General features: G+C 45.4%; 19 protein-coding genes. 18 read left to right on the forward strand and 1 reads right to left on the reverse strand.

Features of this window, described 5'->3' with window-relative positions:
• Positions 1-15 precede the first annotated feature (15 nt).
• The 5 genes from ABGV42_RS02730 to ABGV42_RS02750 all read left to right on the forward strand — a co-directional run bounded on the left by ABGV42_RS02730 (position 16) and on the right by ABGV42_RS02750 (position 5,691).
• Positions 16-807 carry an HAD family hydrolase gene (locus ABGV42_RS02730; protein ID WP_347380266.1) on the forward strand — a complete coding sequence of 264 codons (792 nt, stop codon included), beginning with the start codon at positions 16-18 and terminating at the stop codon, positions 805-807.
• A 591-nt stretch (positions 808-1,398) separates the two neighbouring features.
• The gene (locus tag ABGV42_RS02735; protein ID WP_371859930.1) at positions 1,399-2,328 is read left to right on the forward strand and encodes an ABC transporter permease; all 930 of its coding nucleotides are present in this window, start codon (positions 1,399-1,401) and stop codon (positions 2,326-2,328) included.
• 12 nt (positions 2,329-2,340) lie between these two features.
• Positions 2,341-3,210, forward strand: a complete 870-nt coding sequence (locus ABGV42_RS02740) for a carbohydrate ABC transporter permease (protein WP_347380267.1) — start codon at positions 2,341-2,343, stop codon at positions 3,208-3,210.
• A gap of 69 nt (positions 3,211-3,279) precedes the next feature.
• Positions 3,280-4,911: an extracellular solute-binding protein gene (locus ABGV42_RS02745; protein WP_347380268.1), complete on the forward strand. Its 1,632-nt coding sequence runs from the start codon at positions 3,280-3,282 to the stop codon at positions 4,909-4,911.
• A gap of 105 nt (positions 4,912-5,016) precedes the next feature.
• Positions 5,017-5,691 carry a GntR family transcriptional regulator gene (locus ABGV42_RS02750; protein ID WP_347380269.1) on the forward strand — a complete coding sequence of 225 codons (675 nt, stop codon included), beginning with the start codon at positions 5,017-5,019 and terminating at the stop codon, positions 5,689-5,691.
• Positions 5,692-5,782: 91 nt separating this feature from the next.
• Here the strand turns inward: ABGV42_RS02750 and ABGV42_RS02755 are convergent, their stop codons facing one another.
• Positions 5,783-6,328 (reverse strand): cupin domain-containing protein, encoded by a 546-nt coding sequence (locus tag ABGV42_RS02755; RefSeq protein ID WP_239296289.1) that lies wholly within the window; start codon positions 6,326-6,328, stop codon positions 5,783-5,785.
• 179 nt (positions 6,329-6,507) lie between these two features.
• Between ABGV42_RS02755 and metH the strand changes: the two genes are divergently transcribed.
• From metH to ABGV42_RS02820, 13 genes are all read left to right on the forward strand, one after another.
• Positions 6,508-9,948 (forward strand): methionine synthase, encoded by a 3,441-nt coding sequence (gene metH / locus ABGV42_RS02760; protein ID WP_347380270.1) that lies wholly within the window; start codon positions 6,508-6,510, stop codon positions 9,946-9,948.
• Positions 9,949-10,022: 74 nt separating this feature from the next.
• The gene (rnz, locus tag ABGV42_RS02765) at positions 10,023-10,970 is read left to right on the forward strand and encodes a ribonuclease Z (RefSeq protein ID WP_347380271.1); all 948 of its coding nucleotides are present in this window, start codon (positions 10,023-10,025) and stop codon (positions 10,968-10,970) included.
• A 349-nt stretch (positions 10,971-11,319) separates the two neighbouring features.
• On the forward strand, positions 11,320-12,129 hold the full coding sequence (locus ABGV42_RS02770) for a TIGR01457 family HAD-type hydrolase (RefSeq protein ID WP_347380272.1): 810 nt from the start codon (positions 11,320-11,322) through the stop codon (positions 12,127-12,129).
• A gap of 6 nt (positions 12,130-12,135) precedes the next feature.
• The gene (locus ABGV42_RS02775; RefSeq protein ID WP_347380273.1) at positions 12,136-12,957 is read left to right on the forward strand and encodes an Fpg/Nei family DNA glycosylase; all 822 of its coding nucleotides are present in this window, start codon (positions 12,136-12,138) and stop codon (positions 12,955-12,957) included.
• Entirely contained in the window at positions 12,947-13,795 is an 849-nt protein-coding gene (locus ABGV42_RS02780) for a deoxyribonuclease IV (RefSeq protein ID WP_347383121.1), read from the forward strand. The genes ABGV42_RS02775 and ABGV42_RS02780 overlap by 11 nt, the downstream gene beginning before the upstream one ends.
• Positions 13,796-13,815: 20 nt before the next feature.
• Positions 13,816-14,154 carry a cyclic-phosphate processing receiver domain-containing protein gene (locus ABGV42_RS02785; RefSeq protein ID WP_347380274.1) on the forward strand — a complete coding sequence of 113 codons (339 nt, stop codon included), beginning with the start codon at positions 13,816-13,818 and terminating at the stop codon, positions 14,152-14,154.
• Complete coding sequence (locus ABGV42_RS02790) at positions 14,154-14,471, forward strand: thioredoxin family protein (protein ID WP_347380275.1); 318 nt, start codon at positions 14,154-14,156, stop codon at positions 14,469-14,471. Before ABGV42_RS02785 ends, ABGV42_RS02790 begins: the two co-directional genes overlap by 1 nt.
• Before the next feature lie 2 nt (positions 14,472-14,473).
• Complete coding sequence (locus ABGV42_RS02795) at positions 14,474-15,247, forward strand: ABC transporter ATP-binding protein (RefSeq protein WP_347383122.1); 774 nt, start codon at positions 14,474-14,476, stop codon at positions 15,245-15,247.
• A 6-nt stretch (positions 15,248-15,253) separates the two neighbouring features.
• Entirely contained in the window at positions 15,254-16,303 is a 1,050-nt protein-coding gene (locus ABGV42_RS02800; protein ID WP_347380276.1) for an SAM-dependent methyltransferase, read from the forward strand.
• A 179-nt stretch (positions 16,304-16,482) separates the two neighbouring features.
• Positions 16,483-17,958, forward strand: a complete 1,476-nt coding sequence (locus ABGV42_RS02805; protein WP_347380277.1) for a serine/threonine protein kinase — start codon at positions 16,483-16,485, stop codon at positions 17,956-17,958.
• Between the two features lie 30 nt (positions 17,959-17,988).
• Positions 17,989-19,005: an SAF domain-containing protein gene (locus ABGV42_RS02810; protein WP_347380278.1), complete on the forward strand. Its 1,017-nt coding sequence runs from the start codon at positions 17,989-17,991 to the stop codon at positions 19,003-19,005.
• Between the two features lie 73 nt (positions 19,006-19,078).
• The gene (locus ABGV42_RS02815) at positions 19,079-19,792 is read left to right on the forward strand and encodes a hypothetical protein (protein WP_347380279.1); all 714 of its coding nucleotides are present in this window, start codon (positions 19,079-19,081) and stop codon (positions 19,790-19,792) included.
• A complete protein-coding gene (locus ABGV42_RS02820; RefSeq protein ID WP_347380280.1) occupies positions 19,789-20,619 on the forward strand; it encodes a ParA family protein in 831 nt (276 codons plus the stop codon). The genes ABGV42_RS02815 and ABGV42_RS02820 overlap by 4 nt, the downstream gene beginning before the upstream one ends.
• Positions 20,620-20,621: the final 2 nt, after the last annotated feature.

Genomic DNA, 20,621 nt, shown 5'->3' on the forward strand with positions numbered 1-20,621 from the left:
GGGAAGATGACCGGAATGGCATTAAAAGCGATTTTGTTCGACCTGGATGATACTTTGTTGTGGGATGAACGCAGTGTGCGTGAAGCGTTCCACGAAACTTGCCTGCTCGCTTCGCAAGAAACTGGCATTAATGCTGAGGAACTGGAAGAAGCTGTTCGTAACGAGGCACGTAGTCTATATGAATCTTATGAAACCTTTCCATTCACCAAAATGATTGGCATCAATCCATTTGAAGGACTTTGGGCTAATTTCACAGGCGGTGACCAGTCTGAGTTCCGTCAGTTGGAACAGCTTGCCCCTGTATATCGTAAGGAGTCATGGCGTCGTGGTTTATTGAAGCTAGGAGTGGACAGTGAAGATTTGGCTGAGCGTCTTGCTTCACAATTTGGAGCTGAGCGAAGATCCAGACCTCATGTTTATGAGGAAACGATGGACACGTTACGTCATTTGCAAGGAAAATTCAAACTTTTGCTCTTAACGAATGGTTGTCCTGCTCTGCAGCAAGAGAAGTTGGATGGTGTGCCTGAACTGGCTCCTTTCTTCGATGAGATCATAATCTCGGGTACTTTCGGAAAAGGAAAACCAGACCCGTCTATCTTTGAGCATGCACTTAGCAAACTTGGAGTGAAACCAGAAGAAGGTTTGATGGTAGGAGATAAACTTACTACGGATATCCGTGGAGCTTTGTCTGCAGGAATCCAGTCTGTTTGGATTAATCGTGAGAACAAAGTGAACCCGGAGTCGTATGTACCTGACCATGAGATTAAGCACTTATCAGAATTAGAACGTATCATTGCTAACTTCTGATTATTTCCGAATCTAATTGGGATTCATTTTAAAGCATTGATAGTCTTGGTGAATGATGCAAAATCATTCATCAGGCTAGCAATGCTTTTTTGATTGCTTCAAACATTAAAACTGCAGTGTATTGAAGGTTTTTCAAAAATAATAAAAAAAGGTGTTGAAATGTTGGAACTGCTGTTTTAGAATGTAACTAACATACTAGTATGACTAGTATGGAAACTTCGTGAAGCGGTTATCTTTTGAAATATCCATCTTATGGAATCAGAAGTTGTTGCTTTATTATTTTTTATTTTTATGTATATTGTAAGCGCTTTACATAGTTTTGGGAATTATTAATTTTTGGAATACAACAGGTATGGATGAGATTGAGCAACAAGATAACAATCTGGACCTAAGTGTATTCATTAAAATCATTTAAATTGATATCGCTTACATTACCAAATGTCTATTATGCAGTGGGGGTGAAATTTCTGCAATGTCTTCGATAGAAAGAAGAGAAGATGGGAGTTGACATGAAGTACTTTTGATTTTATCAAGTTTATTGATCGGAGTGAATCAAACATGAAGTCAGAAACTGCTAAAACCACACTTACGATGACCTCATTACGTAAAGAAAGCAGGTTAAGAACGGCTGGAGCATTACTCCGCAAAGATTGGCAGCTATATTCACTGTTAATACTTCCAGTTATCTATCTGATTATTTTCAAATACGGACCCATGATTGGTAATGTAATTGCCTTTAGAAGATTTGTACCCGGAGGCAGCATTTTTGGTGAGACTTGGGTGGGGTTAAGGTATTTTCAGATGTTCGTACAAGACCCAACGTTTTGGAAAGTATTTGGCAATACATTAATACTAGGTGGGCTTGCATTACTCTTCACTTTCCCGGTTCCAATTATCTTTGCTTTACTTCTGAACGAAGTGAAAAGTAAACGCTTTAAAAAGTTTGTTCAAACTGCATCCTATCTACCGCATTTCTTATCCATCGTTATCGTAGCCGGAATGATCTTGCAGTTAACCGCCGTTAATGGATCAATTAATGGCTTGGTTGCATTCTTTACCGGAGACAACATTCCTTTTATGCAGCGTGCTGAATGGTTCAGAACCATCTATATCACCTCAGAAATTTGGCAAGGCATGGGCTGGGGAGCCATTTTGTATCTTGCCGCATTGACAACCATTGATGATTCCTTGTATGAAGCTGCACGGATCGATGGTGCGAACCGGTGGAAACAAACCATTCATGTAACCATACCAGGCATTTTGCCTACCATCGTTACTTTACTGATTTTGAATATGGGTAATTTTCTTGCCGTCGGGTTCGAGAAAATTCTCCTCCTTTACAATCCGCTGATCTATGACACATCAGACGTGATTTCCACTTATCTGTATCGGGTAGGTTTGCAATCCAGCAACTTTAGTTATGCTACTGCGATTGGATTATTCGAATCACTCATCGGACTAATCTTGGTATTCTCGGTAAATGCAATCTCACGCAGATTAACACAACGGAGCTTGTGGTAAAGGAGGGGCAACATGCAGGAATCAAAATCATACAAAGTGTTCAAAGTGTTTAACGCCATCTTTTTGCTGCTCGTGGTGTTCGTCACACTCTATCCGTTCCTGAATGTCGTAGCACAATCTTTCAGTAGCGAATCCTATATCAATTCTGGGAAAGTCAGCATCATCCCGAGAGGGTTCAATGTGGAAACCTACAAGACAATTTCTCGTGACAGCATGTTCTGGACCAACTATAAAAATACGATTATCTACACTGTGGTAGGTACGTTGATATCCATGTTTATGACAACCATATTCGCATATGCGATCTCCAAAAAGAGATTAATGGGACGCAAGTTCTGGACGATGTTTGCCGTGTTTACCATGTTTTTCAGTGGCGGATTGATTCCAAACTATGTCCTGATTAATTCCCTTGGCATGAACAATACGATGTGGGCGTTGGTTGTCCCTGGTGCAATCAGTATTTATAACATGTTAATCATGAAATCGTTTTTCGAGAACATGCCGGAGGAACTAGAGGAAGCTGCAGCCATCGACGGCTTGAACACATACGGTATCTTACTTCGTATTATATTGCCGCTGAGTAAGGCTGTAATGGCTACAATGGTATTGTTTTATGCGGTGGGTCACTGGAACTCCTGGTTTCCGGCTTTCCTGTATCTCGACAAAAAAGAGCTGTTCCCTGTGACCATCTATCTGCGCAACATGATTGCGGGTGCAACAGGAGGAGCTTCGGCGGGCGCATCAGCCGACAATTTGACTCAAATCTCTGCAAATATCAAGTCGGTAACAATGGTACTGACGATCCTGCCAATCCTTACGATATATCCTTTTGTACAAAGATACTTTGTAACCGGTATCATGTTGGGATCTGTTAAACAGTAATTCCAGTCAGTATAGTTAATATCTTTACTACGCAAGGCCAACCTAAACCACATGCAGGGGGACAATGGAATGAAAAAGAGACCACGCAAGCTTGTAGGCAAGATGGTTTTGGCAACAATGATGAGTGTCGTTTTGGCAGCATGCAGCAGCGGTGCTGGCACAGAGAAAGCTGAACCCGAATCTAAGGGTGCAATGGAATCCTACAGTGTGGGGGAGACGTTTAAAGCGTCAGAGCCGTTTAACTTATCCATTCTTTATAGTGATCAGCCAGCATACCCCTACAAGAAAGATTGGTTGCTTTTCCAAAAAATCACCGAGTTGACGGGGGTGACATTGGATCCGACGATCGTACCGATGTCCGACTATCCTCAGAAAAGATCTCTTTTGATCAGTTCAGGAGATGCACCTCTCGTTATTCCTAAAACCTATCCGGGCGAAGAATCTGCCTTTGTATCATCCGGGGCGGTTTTGCCAGTAAGTGATTATGTTGACTTGATGCCTAATTTCAAGGACAAGGTAGAGAAGTGGGGACTGGAAGATGAACTGGAGGGTCTCCGGCAGGAAGATGGCAAGTATTACGTGCTGCCTGGTTTGCACGAAGAAGTATGGCCTGATTATACACTGATTGTTAGAACGGATGTCTTCGAGGAAAACAATATTCCGATCCCTACGACATGGGATGAATTATATGATGCTGCCAAGAAGTTGAAAGAGATTTATCCAGATTCCATTCCATTCTCGGACCGCTTTGAATTCAACAGTACATTAAATATTGCGGCTGCTGGTTTTGGAACCAAGGGCGGCTGGGGCTTCGGCAATGGTCTTACGTACAAGGAAGACAAGGATGAATTCGTATATACGTCCACTACACCTGAGTACAAAGAGATGCTGACGTACTTTAACAAACTGGTGTCTGAAGGACTCCTGGATAAGGAAAGTTTAACTCAAGATGACGATCAGGCAATACAAAAATTCGTCTCTGGCAAATCATTTATCATTAACGGTAACTCCCAAACGGTTGTTCTGCACCGCAATGATATGAATAAAACATTGGGCGAAGGCAACTTCTCCATTGCCAAAATTACAGTTCCGGGTGGACCAAAAGGACAGTTAATGTCTGGATCGCGTCTTGAAAACGGTGTCATGATTTCCGGTAAAATTAAGGAAAGCGAAAATTTCAAAGCAACAATGCAATTTATTGACTGGTTATACTACAGTGATGAAGGCCAAGAGTTCACCAAATGGGGGGTTGAAGGTGAGACCTTTACCAAACAGGATGGTGTACGCAAACTTGCGGATGATGTGAACTATAATGGATTGAATCCTAAAGGCACAAAAGATCTGCGTATTGATTACGGTTTCTCCGGCGGTGTATTTGCGTATGGTGGAACGACAGATCTGCTGCATTCCATGTTTAGCGAGGAAGAGCTGAAATTCCAGCAGGACATGAAGGATACCAAGGAAGTTATTCCGGCTGAACCGCCAATTCCATACTCAGACATTGACCGTGAACAGGTGACATTGCTGAGTACTCCACTTAAGGATTACTCGGACCAAAATACACTCAAATTTATTCTGGGCGAACGCAGTCTTGACGAATTCGATGCATTTGTGCAAGAACTGGAAGGACAAGGTTTATCTCAATATCTACAGATTTCCAATGATACGTACAAAAAGTATAAAGAAAACAAACAGCAGTAACATGATAAGCGAAGTTTAATCCATTGCCGTTTCGCTGAACCATTTTAGTGAAACGGCAATTTATGCTAAGATGAATGAATACGGCTGAGAGGAAGAGGTTAAGGAATGTCACTTAATCAAAAGATTAGAGGTTCGACCCGGGCTTATTCATACAATCTGATCAAGGAAAGAATTCTTCATCTTGAACTGGAGCCTGGTACGAAGATTTCGGAGAAAGAAATTGCGGACGAACTTGAGGTTAGCAGAACTCCAGTCCGCGAAGCTTTTATGAAGCTTGCTGAAGAGGAACTCTTGGATATTATCCCGCAGAGCGGAACAATCGTCTCACATATTAATCTGGAGCATGTAGAAGAAGGCAGATTTATGCGAGAGAAAATAGAAAAGGAAATTGTAGCGCTGGCTTGCGTATCATTTGCAGAAGAATTCAAATTCAGGTTGGAAACCAATATTGCCATGCAGGAAGTGTGCATGGACAAGAAAAACTTCTATCGGCTGTTCGAACTGGATGAGGAGTTTCATCAGATCCTGTTTCAGGGAACTGGCAAAATGAGAACCTGGAAAATGCTTCAGCATCTCAACATTCCGTTTAATCGCCTGCGCATCCTGCGTTTGTCTGAAGATTTTAATTCGGAAATTATTATCTCCCAACACAAGGAAATCTACCAGCTCATCAAGGAACGCCAAACCGAACAAGCAATGAAGGTGATGGAAGCACACCTCAGACTTGTCGTTGTTGAACAGGAGACGGTCAAAGCAAAGTACCCGCATTATTTTATATAGTTAACGTATGTTGTATAATGATCGAAACTGCAACAAACCCCTGTTCGAATGGTCAGGGGTTTGTTGAATGAACGATAATATCTATATATGATTACGCTTGTTTAATAAACGTTGGATCCGGATAAGGGTCAGCAACCCAGCCATCTTTTTCAATAAAGAGACGAACAGCAATAATCTGCTTGTTTTCCATCAAAGTGAAGAAATGCGGTGTGTTTTCTGGTACGGAAATGACGTCTCCAGGAGACAATTCAACATTAAAGTAACCTACATCATCTGTGCCTTTGATAACAAAAATCCCTTTACCCGCAACAATTGCGCGAATTTCATCTTCGGCGTGGGTGTGGATTTCTTCGAACTTGGCCAATTTTTCTTCGATATCTGGCGTTTGTTCGGACAGAGTGATGACATCCCAGATCTGATATCCGCGGCGTGCAGCCAGGTCTTTGATCTCATAATCATAGGTTTCCAAAACCTGATTTTTTTGATCATCAGTCAATCCAAAATTATTTTGCAATTCAGCGCTTAATTTGGATGCATCCCATTTTTCATAAAGTACTTCATATTTGTCCAAGAAATTTCGAACATTTTCGTCTCCAGTGATACGTTCGTTCGTATTTCTGATAACAATTTCAGCCATGTTCTTTCCCTCTTTTCCACTTGGTTTAATAGATATTATATCGGATGTCCTACCTTTTGTCGATTCGCAAATTCAACGTTAATCCTCCGAAACCCGCCACACAGCTGAATAAAACCGATCTTTCACATTAAGTTAGTTTCTGTTAAACTAAGATTTAACGTTTTGCGGGGGTGAAGATATTGGATAAGCTTAGTCTACATGATGCATTAAAACAACGAATATTAATCCTCGACGGTGCGATGGGGACCATGATTCAACAAGTTGATCTAACGGGTGCAGATTTTGGCGGTGATGATCTGGATGGATGTAATGAAATGTTGGTACTTACACGTCCAGAACTCATTCAGCGCATTCATGAAGAATATCTGGAAGCTGGTGCAGATTTAATCGAAACCAATACATTCGGAGCAACTTCGGTCGTATTGGCCGAATATGATATCCAGGATCGTGCTCGCGAGATTAACCTCGAAGCTGCACGAATTGCTAGAGCAGCGGTAGATCGCTTCTCAACTCCGGAGTCTCCACGGTATGTGGTAGGTGCGATGGGACCAACGACGAAGACGCTCTCGGTTACCGGTGGGGTAACGTTCCAGGAGCTCATCGACAGTTATTCTGAGCAAGCGCTTGCTTTAATCGAGGGAGGCGTTGACGCGCTACTGCTTGAAACTTCGCAGGATACTCTTAATGTCAAAGCAGGTAGCATTGGTATCCAGCAAGCATTCGAGCAGAGCGGGATTAAACTCCCTTTGATGATATCAGGGACAATAGAACCGATGGGCACAACCCTTGCGGGTCAGAACATCGAATCCTTTTATATATCCCTAGAACACCTTAACCCAATTTCAGTGGGACTAAACTGTGCGACAGGCCCGGAGTTTATGCGCGACCATATTCGTTCGCTTTCCGGAATGGCTTCTGTAGCGGTCAGCTGTTATCCGAATGCAGGTTTGCCCGATGAAAATGGTAATTATCACGAGTCACCTGACTCACTCGCTCAGAAAATTGGAGCATTTGCCGAACAGGGCTGGTTGAACATCGCCGGTGGTTGCTGCGGCACAACTCCAGCACATATTCGGGCGATGCGTGATACGCTTGCCAAGTACCCCCCAAGAGAAATGAACGGAACACATCCGCCTGCATTATCCGGTATTGATCCGGTATATATAGAGCAGGACAATCGTCCATATATGGTTGGTGAACGGACTAACGTGCTTGGATCACGGAAATTCAAGCGCTTGATCGTTGAAGGGAAATATGAGGAAGCTTCCGAGATTGCACGGGCTCAGGTGAAAAATGGTGCGCATGTTGTCGACGTTTGTGTGCAGGACCCGGACCGTGAAGAAGCTGAAGACATGGAAAAATTTCTCGAACTGGTTGTCAAAAAAGTGAAAGTTCCGCTGATGATTGATACAACCGACGCAAAGGTTATCGATCTTGCTCTTCAGTACTCTCAAGGTAAAGCGATAATTAACTCCATTAACCTTGAGGATGGGGAAGAGAAATTCGAGCTTGTCACTCCTCTTATCCATAAATATGGTGGAGCCGTTGTCGTAGGTACAATTGATGAACGCGGACAAGCAATCAGCCGGGAAGATAAATTGGAAGTCGCTAAGCGTTCGTACGATCTGCTGGTGAACAAGTATGGATTGAAGGCAGAAGACCTGATTTTTGATACATTGGTGTTCCCTGTTGGTACCGGGGATGAGCAGTATATTGGTTCTGCCAAGGAAACCATTGAGGGTATTCGGGTTATTAAGGAAGCCATGCCTGAGTGTCATACGATTCTTGGTATCAGTAACATCTCATTTGGATTGCCAGAGGCCGGTCGGGAAGTCCTGAATTCTGTGTTTCTTTACGAATGTACAAAGGCTGGACTCGACTATGCGATTGTAAACACGGAAAAGCTTGAACGTTATGCCTCCATTCCGGAGGAAGAACGAAGATTGTCGGAAGAGCTGCTCTATAATACGAATGACGAAACACTCGCTGCATTCGTAGCAGCATTCCGGAACAAAAAGGTTGAGAAGAAAGAAAAGATTTCGAATCTTTCATTAGAAGAGCGTCTGGCCTCCTATGTTGTCGAAGGCAGCAAAGAGGGATTATTGCCAGATCTGGAACAGGCTCTTGCCAAATACTCAGCGCTCGAAGTCATCAACGGCCCACTTATGCGGGGGATGGAAGAAGTAGGACGACTGTTTAACAACAACGAGCTGATTGTAGCCGAGGTTTTACAGAGCGCGGAAGTAATGAAAGCTTCAGTTGCTTATCTGGAGCAATTCATGGAAAAAAATGAAACATCGGTGAAAGGTAAAATCATTCTGGCGACAGTTAAGGGTGATGTGCACGACATCGGTAAAAACCTGGTGGAGATCATCCTATCCAATAACGGTTACCGAATCATTAATTTGGGTATAAAAGTACCACCAGAACGAATTATAGAAGCATATAGAGAAGAAAAAGTGGATGCCATCGGTTTATCCGGTTTGCTCGTCAAATCGGCACAGCAGATGATCGTCACGGCGCAAGATTTGCGAACAGCAGGCATTGACGTGCCTATTATGGTGGGCGGAGCAGCACTTACGCGTAAATTCACCAAAAACCGGATTCGTCCTGAATACGATGGCATGGTTGTCTATGCGAAAGATGCCATGGATGGTCTGGATCTGGCGAACAAGCTGATGAACCCGGCTACACGTGAAGTTATGCAGCTGGAGATGGAGGCTGAAAAAGAAGCGGATGCTTCCAGTGCAGAAACGGTTAAACCGCTGCCGGAGCTTACGCGGGTCGAACGGTCGGATATCGCAATCGACAATCCGGTTCTAGTCCCTCCGGATCTTGAGCGGCATACGCTTCGTAATTATCCACTGTCACACATTTTGCCATATGTGAACATGCAGATGCTGCTTGGTCATCATCTTGGTCTTCGTGGTTCTGTGGAACAGCTGCTCGCTTCCGGTGATCCCAAGGCAACCGATCTCAAAGCAGTTGTGGACGAGATTATGCAAGAGGCTGTCCGGGATGGAATTATACAGGCACATGCAATGTATCGGTTTTTCCCAGCACAATCTAGCGGCAATAGCATCATCATTTACGATCCGGAGAACACAAGCAATATTCTGCATACCTTCACTTTCCCGCGGCAAAAAGTTGAACCGTTCCTGTGCCTGTCGGACTTCCTGAAGCCAGTGGAGTCTGGTGAGATGGATTATGTAGGTTTCATGGTTGTAACAGCAGGTCACGGTGTGCGTGAGCTATCAACGGCCTGGAAAGAGCAAGGGGATTACCTTCGTTCACATGCGCTGCAATCTGTAGCGCTTGAAGTGGCAGAGGGATTAGCCGAACGTGTGCATCATATGATGAGAGATATATGGGGATTCCCGGACCCTGCGAACATGACCATGAAACAGCGTCATGGGGCGCGTTACCAAGGGATAAGGGTGTCATTTGGATATCCGGCTTGTCCGGATTTGGAAGATCAGGGGCCGCTCTTCAAGCTGATGCAGCCTGAGGACATTGGTGTGGAACTGACGGAAGGCTTCATGATGGAGCCAGAAGCTTCTGTATCAGCAATGGTGTTCAGCCATCCGCAAGCCAAATATTTTAACGTTGAAAAAGCATAATCAATAAGAGGTCAGGCAGAGCCCTCCGCATCGTCGGAGGCTTTTTGCTGGCAACAGAAAGAGGTGCAATCCGGATGGAACTATATTTCCTGGGAACTAACGCTGGTGTACCTACACTGCAGCGGAATGTAACTTCCATTGGGCTCCGCATGTTGGATGAGCGAAGAGCTTTGTGGTTGTTTGACTGCGGGGAAGGAACCCAGCACCAAATTTTAAGTTCACCGCTAAAACTGAGTAAATTGGAGAAAATCTTCATCACCCATCTTCATGGGGACCATGTATTTGGGCTTCCCGGCTTGCTTTCGAGCAGAGCCTACCAGGGAGGGACAACGCCCCTAACGGTCTATGGACCACCTGGAACAGAACGTATGATTACAACCGCAATGGAGTTAAGTCAGTCCCGGATTAACTATGAGTTGAAGATTATGGAGCATACGGGTGGCTTGCTGTTTGAAGACGAGAGCTTCATTGTAGAGTCTGCTTTGCTGGAACACCGAATCGACAGCTACGGCTACCGAATTACGGAGAAGGATCGTCCAGGCAGTCTCGACCAAGCCAAACTGGCTGAGTATGGCTTGAAGCCGGGTCCTCTTTTTGGTCGTCTTAAACGCGGAGAGACAATTACCCTGGATGACGGCAGTGTTGTTCGTCCGGAGGATGTGCTAGGAGCACCGAAGCGCGGCAAAGTGATAACCATTCTGGGAGATACACGTCCATGTGCAAATGTATTGCCCCTCGCTCAGCATGCAGATGTACTCGTACATGAAGCAACATTTATGGATGACTTGGCCGATACTGCCCATGAGTATTATCACAGTACTGCTAAGCAAGCGGCCGAGGCGGCTAGAGCAGCTGATGTTGGAGAATTGATCATGACTCATTTTAGTTCTCGCTATAAGGATGAAGAACAACTGCAGCCCCTTTTGGACGAGGCAAAGATCGTTTTTCCTAACTCCAGATTGGCGAATGAGCATCAATTGATTCCTGTCATTCATCACCTGAATGGATCTCAGTTACAATAAAGCCAGTTGGACTTTCAAAAACAGTGTGGTTCAACGACGGCAAACCAGGCGGGACTGAAGGGAATAAGCCCTGAGGTCCCTTTTGCAATCTGATCGGAAAGCGTGTAGGATGGGCAATATGAGCAGGGAAATGAATCAAATTATTTTCCGGGAAAGCGCAGGAAATGACAAGCTTGTACAGAAGACGCGCGAGCCAAAACGTCTGAGTTCGATTCGGTTCGACGTGTTACGTGTTCATACGAGCAAGCCCATATTATTTTCTGGAATACATAGCTATAGATCAAAAAATCATCGGGATTTAATTAAGGACATGAAATGTTAATGGTCTAAAAGAAAGGAAGTGCTCTGTATGATTAAGGCCTATCTGATTGATCTGGATGGAACACTCTATCATGGCAGACATCGGATTGAGGGGGCAGACAAGCTTATCCAGACGCTGAATGATCAAGCTGTACCTTATTTGTTTGTAACCAATAATTCTTCCCGTACACCGCAAGGGGTAGCAGATCACCTGAACGGAATGGGGATTCCAGCGGAAGCTTCTCAGGTATGCACCTCTGCAGTCTCTGCTGCTGAATATGTAGCTGAAGAATCTCCGGGCGCCAAGGTTGCCTGCATTGGAGAAGCAGGATTACTCCAGGCTATCGATGAAGCAGGATTACAATTGACGGAGGATAAGCCGGAATACGTTATTCAAGGGATTGACCGAGAATTTTCCTACCATAAATTAACCAAAGCACTGCGCTGGATCAATGATGGAGCAACATCAATCCTGACGAATCCTGACCTGCAGCTTCCATCGGATGATGGACTGACCCCAGGAGCAGGTACCATTGGTGCTGCGATTGAAGCGGCTACAGGTGTTTCACCAACCGTAATCGGCAAGCCTTCAAGCATTATTATGAAATCAGCCATTGACCGCTTAAATCTAAGAGCTGATGAAGTCGCTGTGATCGGGGACAATATGCGTACCGATATTGCAGCAGGAGCAGCAGCTGGATGTGAGACATTGTTGGTATTGACCGGTGTCACAACCAGAGAAAATATGGATAATCATATCAGCGCTACCAAGGTACGTCCTGATCATGTATTTGATGATTTGCATAAACTGATTGAGTGGCTGTCGCAACAAGCGAGCCAAGCATCCAAGAAGGGATAGATACAGATGCCGGAACTGCCGGAAATGGAAAACTACCGGACATTATTGTCCGCAGAAATACTTGATTTACCTATTACAGGTGTTATCGTCAATCGGGAAAAATCCATCAACAAGGAGCCAGAGGAATTTGCACGCGAGCTTACAGGCAATCGTATTATTTTTGTCGAGCGCCGGGCTAAGCATCTTATATTTCATTTGGCAAACGGTAAACGACTAGTACTCCACCTCATGCTGGGAGGCATGATTTACTGGGGTTCGGAGGCAGATCGTCCTGATCGATCGACACAAGTTGAGATTCAATTTGGTGATCGCATCCTGTTCTTTATTGGACTCCGATTGGGTTATTTGCACCTGCTTACGTCCAAGGAAACAGAAGAAGCCATGTCCGAACTTGGACCTGAACCGCTCGATCGGCGCATGAATCCTGAGCGTTTTGCTTTATTGCTGAAAGGACGCCGCGGCACACTGAAAACAACCTTGGTTAATCAGCACATTATTGCTGGGATTGGCAATTGCTACTCGGATGAGATTGCCTTTGCTGCAGGCCTAAGACCTAGTTCCAAAACGCAGAATATTGCGAGTTCACCTGAACTCACTGAGCGATTGTTCCGTTCTATGCAGTCGGTGCTCCGTGAAGCAGCTTCGGAAGGCGGATATATGGAAATGCCGCTGATGCAAGGGGACACGAAAACAGGAAGTTTTGATGAGCAATGCAGGGTATACGACCGCGAAGGGGAAAGCTGTCCACGTTGTGGAAGCACGATTGAACGAGTGGAAATTACGGGGAAGAAGGCTTTCTTCTGTCCGAATTGTCAGCATGAGGCCTAAGCACGGAATCGGGGCACATGTCAGCACGAGAGGTGGTTTTTTTCAGGCGGCTAAGAGGGCCTGTGATATGGGGGCTACGGCATTTCAATATTTTCCGAAGAATCCCCGGAGCCTTGGTTTGAAAGATCCCGACCTTAAAGATGCTGAGCTGTGCCGGGTGTGGTGTGAGGAGCATGGCATCGCGTCCATTGCACATTCACCCTATCCGACGAATCCGGCTTTGGGCATGACCCGTGGAGAGGCGGGGTTTCATGCCACCATAGCTTCCATAAGAAATGATCTGGAAATTGCAGATGCTTGCGGTTCGGTAGGAACCGTGGTTCATTTTGGTCATCTTAAAAGCGATCAACCGCTTGAGGGATATCAGAATCTCATACATTGTCTGGATACAGTTTTGAAAGACTGGAATGGACAGGCAAAAGTTCTGCTTGAAAATCAGGCAGGGGACCACGGTCCAATGGGTACGACAATGGAAGAAATGATTCAGATTCGCAAGCTGAGTCAATTTCCGGAGCATATTGCTTTTTGTTTTGACACATGTCATGCTTTTGCTTCAGGGATGTGGAACAGCAATAGTGAACAGGCTATGCTCCAAAAAGGCAGACAGCTTGGATACTGGGATGCACTTGCTGCTGTGCATTTTAATGACTCCAAATATGCTTCCGGTTCTTGTAAGGATCGACATGAGCGAATCGGTCAGGGATATATAGGAAACAAAGCGATGCAGGAATTGCTTCGTTCACCTGAGTTCCAACGGGCTGTTGTTGTGTTGGAAACGGAGACAGGTGAAGATGGGACGCACAAAGATGATATTGAAGTCATGCGATCCTGGCTGTAAACGGGGAGAGGAGTGGTTGTATGCATGTTTTCTTGGATGATTACCGGGCATGTCCTAAAGGATTTGTTCTGGCTACCAATGCTGAAGAATGTCTGATGCTGCTCAGGGAAGGCGATGTGGATATCCTGTCCCTGGATTATGAATTGGGGCCGGATTCGCCAAATGGTGGAGAGGTAGCTGCTGCCATTGTACGGGAAGGGCTTTTTCCGCGCGAAATTTATTTACACACATCCAGCATGTACGGCAAACGTCAAATGTACGAAATGTTGTATACCAATAAACCTGACACTGTAAAGGTACACAACGGTCCGATGACAGGTGAGGTTATGCTTCGAGTTGCTGCAGGAGAGCATAGCTAATGAAGCCCATTCATTCCAAGCTTTTGATGCGCGGTGTGTGGGAAGGCATTCCTCAGGCTGTATTTGTCTATACCCCTTTATGCGGTACATGTGCGGCAGCAAGAAGAATGCTGGAAATTGCAGAGCATTTGCTGCCTGAGAACACATTGTTTGAAATGAACATCCATGACATTCCGGATCTTGTGCAGCAATTTCAAATTTCAAGTGTACCTGCAGTGATGTTGTTTGATGGAGAGCAGGATGTACCTAAAATAATATATCGGATGTCCTCGGTGGAGCACCTGCTAAATGAAATTCGAAAGGTGGTCCTAAAATGAGGATTATTTCGATGGAGCAAGTTTCTCTCCGCCGTGAGGACAATCAGATCCTGGATGACGTTCATCTGCATATTGAGCAAGGTGAGCATTGGGTTATTCTGGGACGAAATGGTTCAGGCAAAACAACGCTGCTGGAAATGATGAACGGATATATGTTTCCCAGTCAAGGGCGTATTGAGGTACTGGGGAACTTATATGGGCAATGTGACGTTCGTGAAGTCAGAAAAGAGATTGGTTATATCAGTCAAACGCTGATGGAGAAACTGACGCTGCGAGATCCGGTATGGGAGGTCGTCGCGACAGGTGCATTTGCCTTTTTGCGCTTTTATCAGACCATTCCCGATGAAGTGAAGACCAAAGCCATGAATCTTCTTAATGATATGGGATTCGCTAAACTGGCTAACCACCCGCTGGGTACACTTTCCCAGGGCGAAAGAAAAAAAGTCATGCTGGCACGTTCTTTGATGGCGGATCCCAAGTTATTAATCATGGACGAGCCGTGCGCTGGACTTGATCTGTACGAACGGGAAAAAATGTTGGCTGAAATCGATCGACTACGTCAGCGTAATGTAACGGTAGTATATGTAACGCATCATGTGGAAGAGATCGTGCCTTTATTTACACATGTAGCGTTGACTCGCGAAGGTCGTATTGCCGCAGCGGGAACCAAACATGAAGTTTTAACACAAGATACAATTAAGCATACGTACGATATTCCGGTCGATATTCAGTGGGATCATGATCGGCCGTGGATTCGCGTACGTTCTGGAGGGTAACACAATTTGAGTACACAGTCATCTTGGGGGGAAGGGAATTTCTCCCGTTTTATCTGCACAGCCAATCATGGCTTTGCACCTTATGCTCAGGAAGAACTGCGCCGTACATTCGGTGCTGTGAAGAGCACGGTACTCGTACCGGGTGAAATTCTTCTCGCCGGCTTGCCGGTGGCGGAGGAAGAGGTATCAATCAAACTCCTCGAGGAAAATCCAACGTTTCTGCGTCACATTCAGCCTGTTCAGTTTCAGGAAAACACGGAAGATTCTGATCAGGCCCTGGAGAAACTGATTGCCTATATTACAAACCATACCGAGTTGACCGGAACCAAAGTGGCACTACAGGTCCGGAAAACAGAAGGCTCGTTTTGGCTGGAAAATGCTGCTTCATTGAAGCAGGTATTGACCGAAAAGCTGGATACTTTGGGCTGTGAATGGGTAGTTCGCGATGCCGACCATGTCATTTCTGTGTTTGCGGCAGATGAAGTATTATACGCTGGTATTTCACGACCTGAACAGAACCTTTCCGACTGGAGCGGGGGTGCTGTACGTTTTCAAAAAGAGGAAGGTCAGATCTCGCGAGCCAAATTCAAGTTGCTTGAGGCTGAGCAGACATTTGGCATTGATTTCGCGTCGTTCCACAAAGCGCTGGATATTGGTGCCGCTCCAGGTGGTTGGACTTCGTTTCTGCTTGAACGCGGTCTTGAAGTCACTGCAGTGGACCCAGCCAAAATGGATGCCACACTTCTGCAATCGCCCAAACTTACGTTTTTGAAAAAGAATGCAGGTGATGTCCGGTTCCGTGAGGGTGAATTTGACCTGCTTGTCTGTGATATGAGCTGGAGTCCAAAACTGATGAGCCGACTCGTTTCGGACTTGTTATACAGCCTTCAATCCGGTGGAACAGCGGTTGTTACGGTAAAACTGCTTCATAAGAAACCGTTGGCACTGATCAAGGAAGTCATTGATACGTTTGAGCGTTCACGAATGCAGATTCAACGGTCCAAACAATTGTTCCACAATCGCGAGGAAATAACACTTTATATGATTAAATATTAAGCTAGTAAAGTTTTTAAATTTACTGCTTTACAATATCTTGTAGCGTATACTATAATGATACCAATATTAACCATAACCATTCCAAGGGAAAGCATCCCGAGGTGGACAAGTCCGGATAACCGGTCTGTTCCGCTTCGGTAAGCTTTCCCTTTTTTGTTATGCAGAAAGGAGGAATATAAATGAGACATCCGGCGAGGCTGGAACGCGGAAGCCTGCTGGGAGGACGATATCGGATCGAGTCCGTACTGGGTTCAGGTGGGATGAGTCACGTATATAAGGCAGAAGATATGAAGTTGCCAGGTAAGACTTGGGCCATCAAAGAAAGTGTTGCTACGATACCTTACGAAGCAAGTATGGAGACGGAAGCTGCTCTTCTGACATCACTCAGACACCCAAGATTACCGCTGATTGTTGATTTTTTTGTACCGGATGAAGAGGGGTATACGTATCTGGTAATGGAATACATTGAGGGTCAGACACTGAGCGATTATCACAAGCAATGTCGCGGAAAGATCCCACTCGAACATATGACAGATTTTGTACTCCAATTACTCGATGTGCTCAGTTATTTGCATGGTCTGAATCCGGCAGTGATCTATCGGGATCTGAAGCCATCCAACATCATGGTAACCCCAGACCATGAAGTCAGGTTGATAGACTTTGGAATTGCTCGCAGCTTCAAAGCTCAGCATACAGAGGATACGGTAAAACTGGGTACGGCAGGGTTTGCTGCCCCAGAACAATACGGTACCGGACAAACGGATGCCAGATCGGATTTGTATGGGCTTGGAGCCTTGCTGCTGTACCTCATGACTGGTGGTACGTATACGGAATGGATCCAAGGCGTTGAAAGCTCCATACGCAGTGATGTTCCGCGCACCTACATTCCGGTTGTAAGGCGATTATTGAGACAGAATCCCGAGGAACGTTTTCAATCTGCCGACGAAGTCCGCAAAGAACTGCTTCGAAGACCTGGAATTACGGAGAGTAATGAACCGACAACATTGACAATCAGCGGCGGGACTAGAGTTATCGCTCTGACAGGGGCATCTTCCGGTGTTGGGGTTACGCATACGGCCATAGCCATTAGCCATTACCTGGAGAGACAACAGTTTAAAGTGGCAGTCATTGAGATGTCGCCGCGTTCCCAATCGTTTGCAAGGATTCAGCAAGTTGCACAAGCCGGGAAGCCGTTATCTACAGGCAGACAGTTTGCAGTAGACGGAGTGCACTATTGGAAACAGTCCGGACGAGCAGATATTTTGTCGCTGCTCGGAGGAAGCTATCAATTCATCGTTATGGATCTGGGCAGTAGTCAGGATCAGAACCGACTAGAGGAGTTTCTCAGAGCAGACCTGCCTATTGTTGTAGGGTCAGGCGCTGAGTGGAAACAGGCAGAGATCAATGCCTTTGTTCGTTCGCATTATCGTTATCCGAGGGACAAATGGATTTATTGTCTGCCGCTAGCAGCCACTGATGCAGTTCAGCGTGTACGTAGATCATTGAATACATCAAGTGTATATGGGCTTCCATTGCACATTGATCCTTTTGACAGGGATCCGCAGACAGACAAGGTATTTGCGCACATTTTAAATCATTTGATCGGGCAGCTGCCCAAGAAGCGTTCGTTTTTTGCAAGAAGAAAAAATTCATGATTAGAGGAGCTTGTGAAAGGAGAGCCTTTTTTGTCCAAATTAAGAAAACAAAGCCGACAAATGATCTATGCCGGACTAACCGGTGCGGGTGCAGTAGGATTATTGTTCGGGGGATATGTCATCTACAACGTATTTACAATGAATGACACCAAATCCAAAATGGAGGCCCAGTATGCTTCAGCTTATGAGCAAAAAGAGGCTGAGCTGCTGCAGCAATGGAACACGGGAGCACAGGGCTGGGTAACGGTGCGTGACATTGAAGCAGGAGAACCGATCTTGCCCGAGGATATTAAACTTATTGCAGTACCGGATGCTCAGGCACCACGTAATTTATGGTCCAGCACCAAACAGATGGAAGGCCAAGTAGCCAAAATAGAACTGAAAAAAGGAACAGCCATAACAACCGAAATGGTGTACGAAGACACACCGGCTCCGCCGGATCTAAGAAATCGTGAACTGCAGGTCGTTTTATTACCCTCTTCACTTGCTCAAGGAGACAATATTGACATTCGAATCCAATTTCCAACAGGTCAGGACTATATCCTTCTGTCCAAAAAGAAAGTAGAGCGCCTGAATGAAGCGACGTTGTGGATCACCATGACTGAGGAAGAAATCCTGTCGCTGTCCAGCGCAATTGTAGATGCCTATTTACATAAAGCTTCGATTTATGCACTAACGTATGTTGAGCCTCAGTTCCAGACAGCAGCAATCCCAACGTACCCTGCCAATAGTGAAGTGCTGAAACTGCTTGAAAGTGATCCGAATATCGTTCGCAGGGCAGAACAGGAGTTGTCGAGACAGGTACGGAGTTCCCTTGAGAGCTCTCTGGCTGCTTCCATAACAGTGCCGTCTCAAAGTGTTGAGCAAGATGTTGCACAATCATCTGTATCCCATAACAGCAGACCTCGATCTAACAATACTTCGAACGAAGTCATATGGAATGACGGATCAGGAAGCAATCAGCAAACGACAAATGGAAATAATGACTCCACTGAGTCCTCCGGATATACGGATGAACAGAAAAGTCTTTTGACCGGTGGGGAGTAGCTGACATATACCATTTAACAATTTAATTCAGATAACAACAAATTCATGCATTCAAGAAAGGAGTTGAGATCACTTGCATATTTGGATTTTCGCCGGATTATGTGAGAAAAATGATCTGATGTTATATCTGTGCAAAATTTTAGCCACTTCAGGCAAGCGGGTTTTGCTGGTGGACGGAACTTTGCAACAAAAGTACGGGTATGGGGTTGGAGAAGAACACCATTCTCTGCGGATCACTGAATTCGAGGGTTTTGATATTGCCTGTCACTTTGTGACATCGGCTGCTGTTGAGAGTCATTTGGAGGCAAGTGGAGAAGGGTTGGAATCCTATGATTATGTCTTGTATGACATGGAAACCTCTCATTTCGCCTCAAGGGAATTGTGGCTTACGGCCGATATTCGTGTCTGGGTAAGTGATTATGAACGTTACAATCTGGAACGAGGAAAAGGCTGGTTGAGGCGGCTTCTTGAAGAGCAGTCCTTGCCAACAGAGCTTTCATTTCAGCGCATTCTGATTAATGCAGTCGACTGCAAATTGGAGGAACGTTACCTGTGGGCTTATCTGGAGGGAAGTCCATTTGTTTGGACAGGTGAATCATTGATGCTTCCCTGGGATGAACTGACTGCTGCGGTAAAACTGGAAAATGAACATCATCGTCGGGTGCGGTTAGGGCCTTTATCACGGAGTTACAAAAAATCATTATGTCGATTGTTCGAGCAATTGACCGGATGGGAAAGTGTTTGGAGCCGCCGAGCAATAAAGGAAGCGGAAAGGATGAGAGCATGAGCAACATTTTGTTTTGGAGTCCTTTTGCAGGCTCGGGCAGTACGTCCAGTGCAGTAATTAGCGCCTACGCCATGGCACTTCAATACAGGACCCGGATTTTATTAGTAAACACTGGCCCCGCCGGCAGTGGTATTGAAGCATCGCTTACAACTATGGAGTCAGGACATGCTGACTCTCTGTTCAGATTTGAAGAGGGTGGTTGGGATGCAGCAGAACGTTTACATATTAGCGGAAGCCTGAACAAGCATAATTTGAGAGATTACGCAAAGCCGCTTTTACAGGAAAGACTGGATTTATTGACCGGACGAATTAACCAGATGGAACGCACGCCAAAAGAACATGCAGAAACGTTGAAAGCACTGCTGAAAGTGGCGAATGAGTACTACGATATGGTTTTGCTGGATGTGGACCGGGAGGGGATGGATGCGGCCGTTCTCCTGGCTCAAGCTGACTATGTTGTCGTGAATTTAACACAAAATATGCGGGATCTGGAATTGTTTTTTGAACATATCAGACCGGAGAGTTTGAGTAACCAAAACATGCATGTTGTCATCAACAAGTATGATCCGCAAGCAAGGGCAACAGTTAACAACATTCGCCGGCGCTTCCGTTACAAAGGATCTGTATCCATTGTGCCTTATACAACCGCATTCCTGGATGCAGTGAACCGGCGGGATACAGCTACGTATCTGCAACTTGAAGGATTGAGTGATAGTAGAGATCTTCGAAAAGGGAGCATGGGCGCCAGTATGGCTGAACTTGCTCGCCTGATTATGGACGGTGCCGGTATGCGCACTGTTTTGAAAAGGCTGGAAAGGGGAGCCTGAAC

The sequence above is a fragment of the Paenibacillus pabuli genome, assembly GCF_039831995.1.
Taxonomy (GTDB): domain Bacteria; phylum Bacillota; class Bacilli; order Paenibacillales; family Paenibacillaceae; genus Paenibacillus; species Paenibacillus pabuli_C.

What these genes read in the sequence shown, in the direction of transcription:
- ABGV42_RS02730 (WP_347380266.1), top strand. Translation starts at nt 16, where the DNA reads ATGGCATTAAAAGCGATTTTGTTCGACCTGGATGATACTTTGTTGTGG.
- ABGV42_RS02735 (WP_371859930.1), top strand. Translation starts at nt 1,399, where the DNA reads ATGACCTCATTACGTAAAGAAAGCAGGTTAAGAACGGCTGGAGCATTA.
- ABGV42_RS02740 (WP_347380267.1), top strand. Translation starts at nt 2,341, where the DNA reads ATGCAGGAATCAAAATCATACAAAGTGTTCAAAGTGTTTAACGCCATC.
- ABGV42_RS02745 (WP_347380268.1), top strand. Translation starts at nt 3,280, where the DNA reads ATGAAAAAGAGACCACGCAAGCTTGTAGGCAAGATGGTTTTGGCAACA.
- ABGV42_RS02750 (WP_347380269.1), top strand. Translation starts at nt 5,017, where the DNA reads ATGTCACTTAATCAAAAGATTAGAGGTTCGACCCGGGCTTATTCATAC.
- ABGV42_RS02755 (WP_239296289.1), bottom strand. Translation starts at nt 6,328, where the DNA reads ATGGCTGAAATTGTTATCAGAAATACGAACGAACGTATCACTGGAGAC.
- rnz (WP_347380271.1), top strand. Translation starts at nt 10,023, where the DNA reads ATGGAACTATATTTCCTGGGAACTAACGCTGGTGTACCTACACTGCAG.
- ABGV42_RS02770 (WP_347380272.1), top strand. Translation starts at nt 11,320, where the DNA reads ATGATTAAGGCCTATCTGATTGATCTGGATGGAACACTCTATCATGGC.
- ABGV42_RS02775 (WP_347380273.1), top strand. Translation starts at nt 12,136, where the DNA reads ATGCCGGAACTGCCGGAAATGGAAAACTACCGGACATTATTGTCCGCA.
- ABGV42_RS02780 (WP_347383121.1), top strand. Translation starts at nt 12,947, where the DNA reads ATGAGGCCTAAGCACGGAATCGGGGCACATGTCAGCACGAGAGGTGGT.
- ABGV42_RS02785 (WP_347380274.1), top strand. Translation starts at nt 13,816, where the DNA reads ATGCATGTTTTCTTGGATGATTACCGGGCATGTCCTAAAGGATTTGTT.
- ABGV42_RS02790 (WP_347380275.1), top strand. Translation starts at nt 14,154, where the DNA reads ATGAAGCCCATTCATTCCAAGCTTTTGATGCGCGGTGTGTGGGAAGGC.
- ABGV42_RS02805 (WP_347380277.1), top strand. Translation starts at nt 16,483, where the DNA reads ATGAGACATCCGGCGAGGCTGGAACGCGGAAGCCTGCTGGGAGGACGA.
- ABGV42_RS02820 (WP_347380280.1), top strand. Translation starts at nt 19,789, where the DNA reads ATGAGCAACATTTTGTTTTGGAGTCCTTTTGCAGGCTCGGGCAGTACG.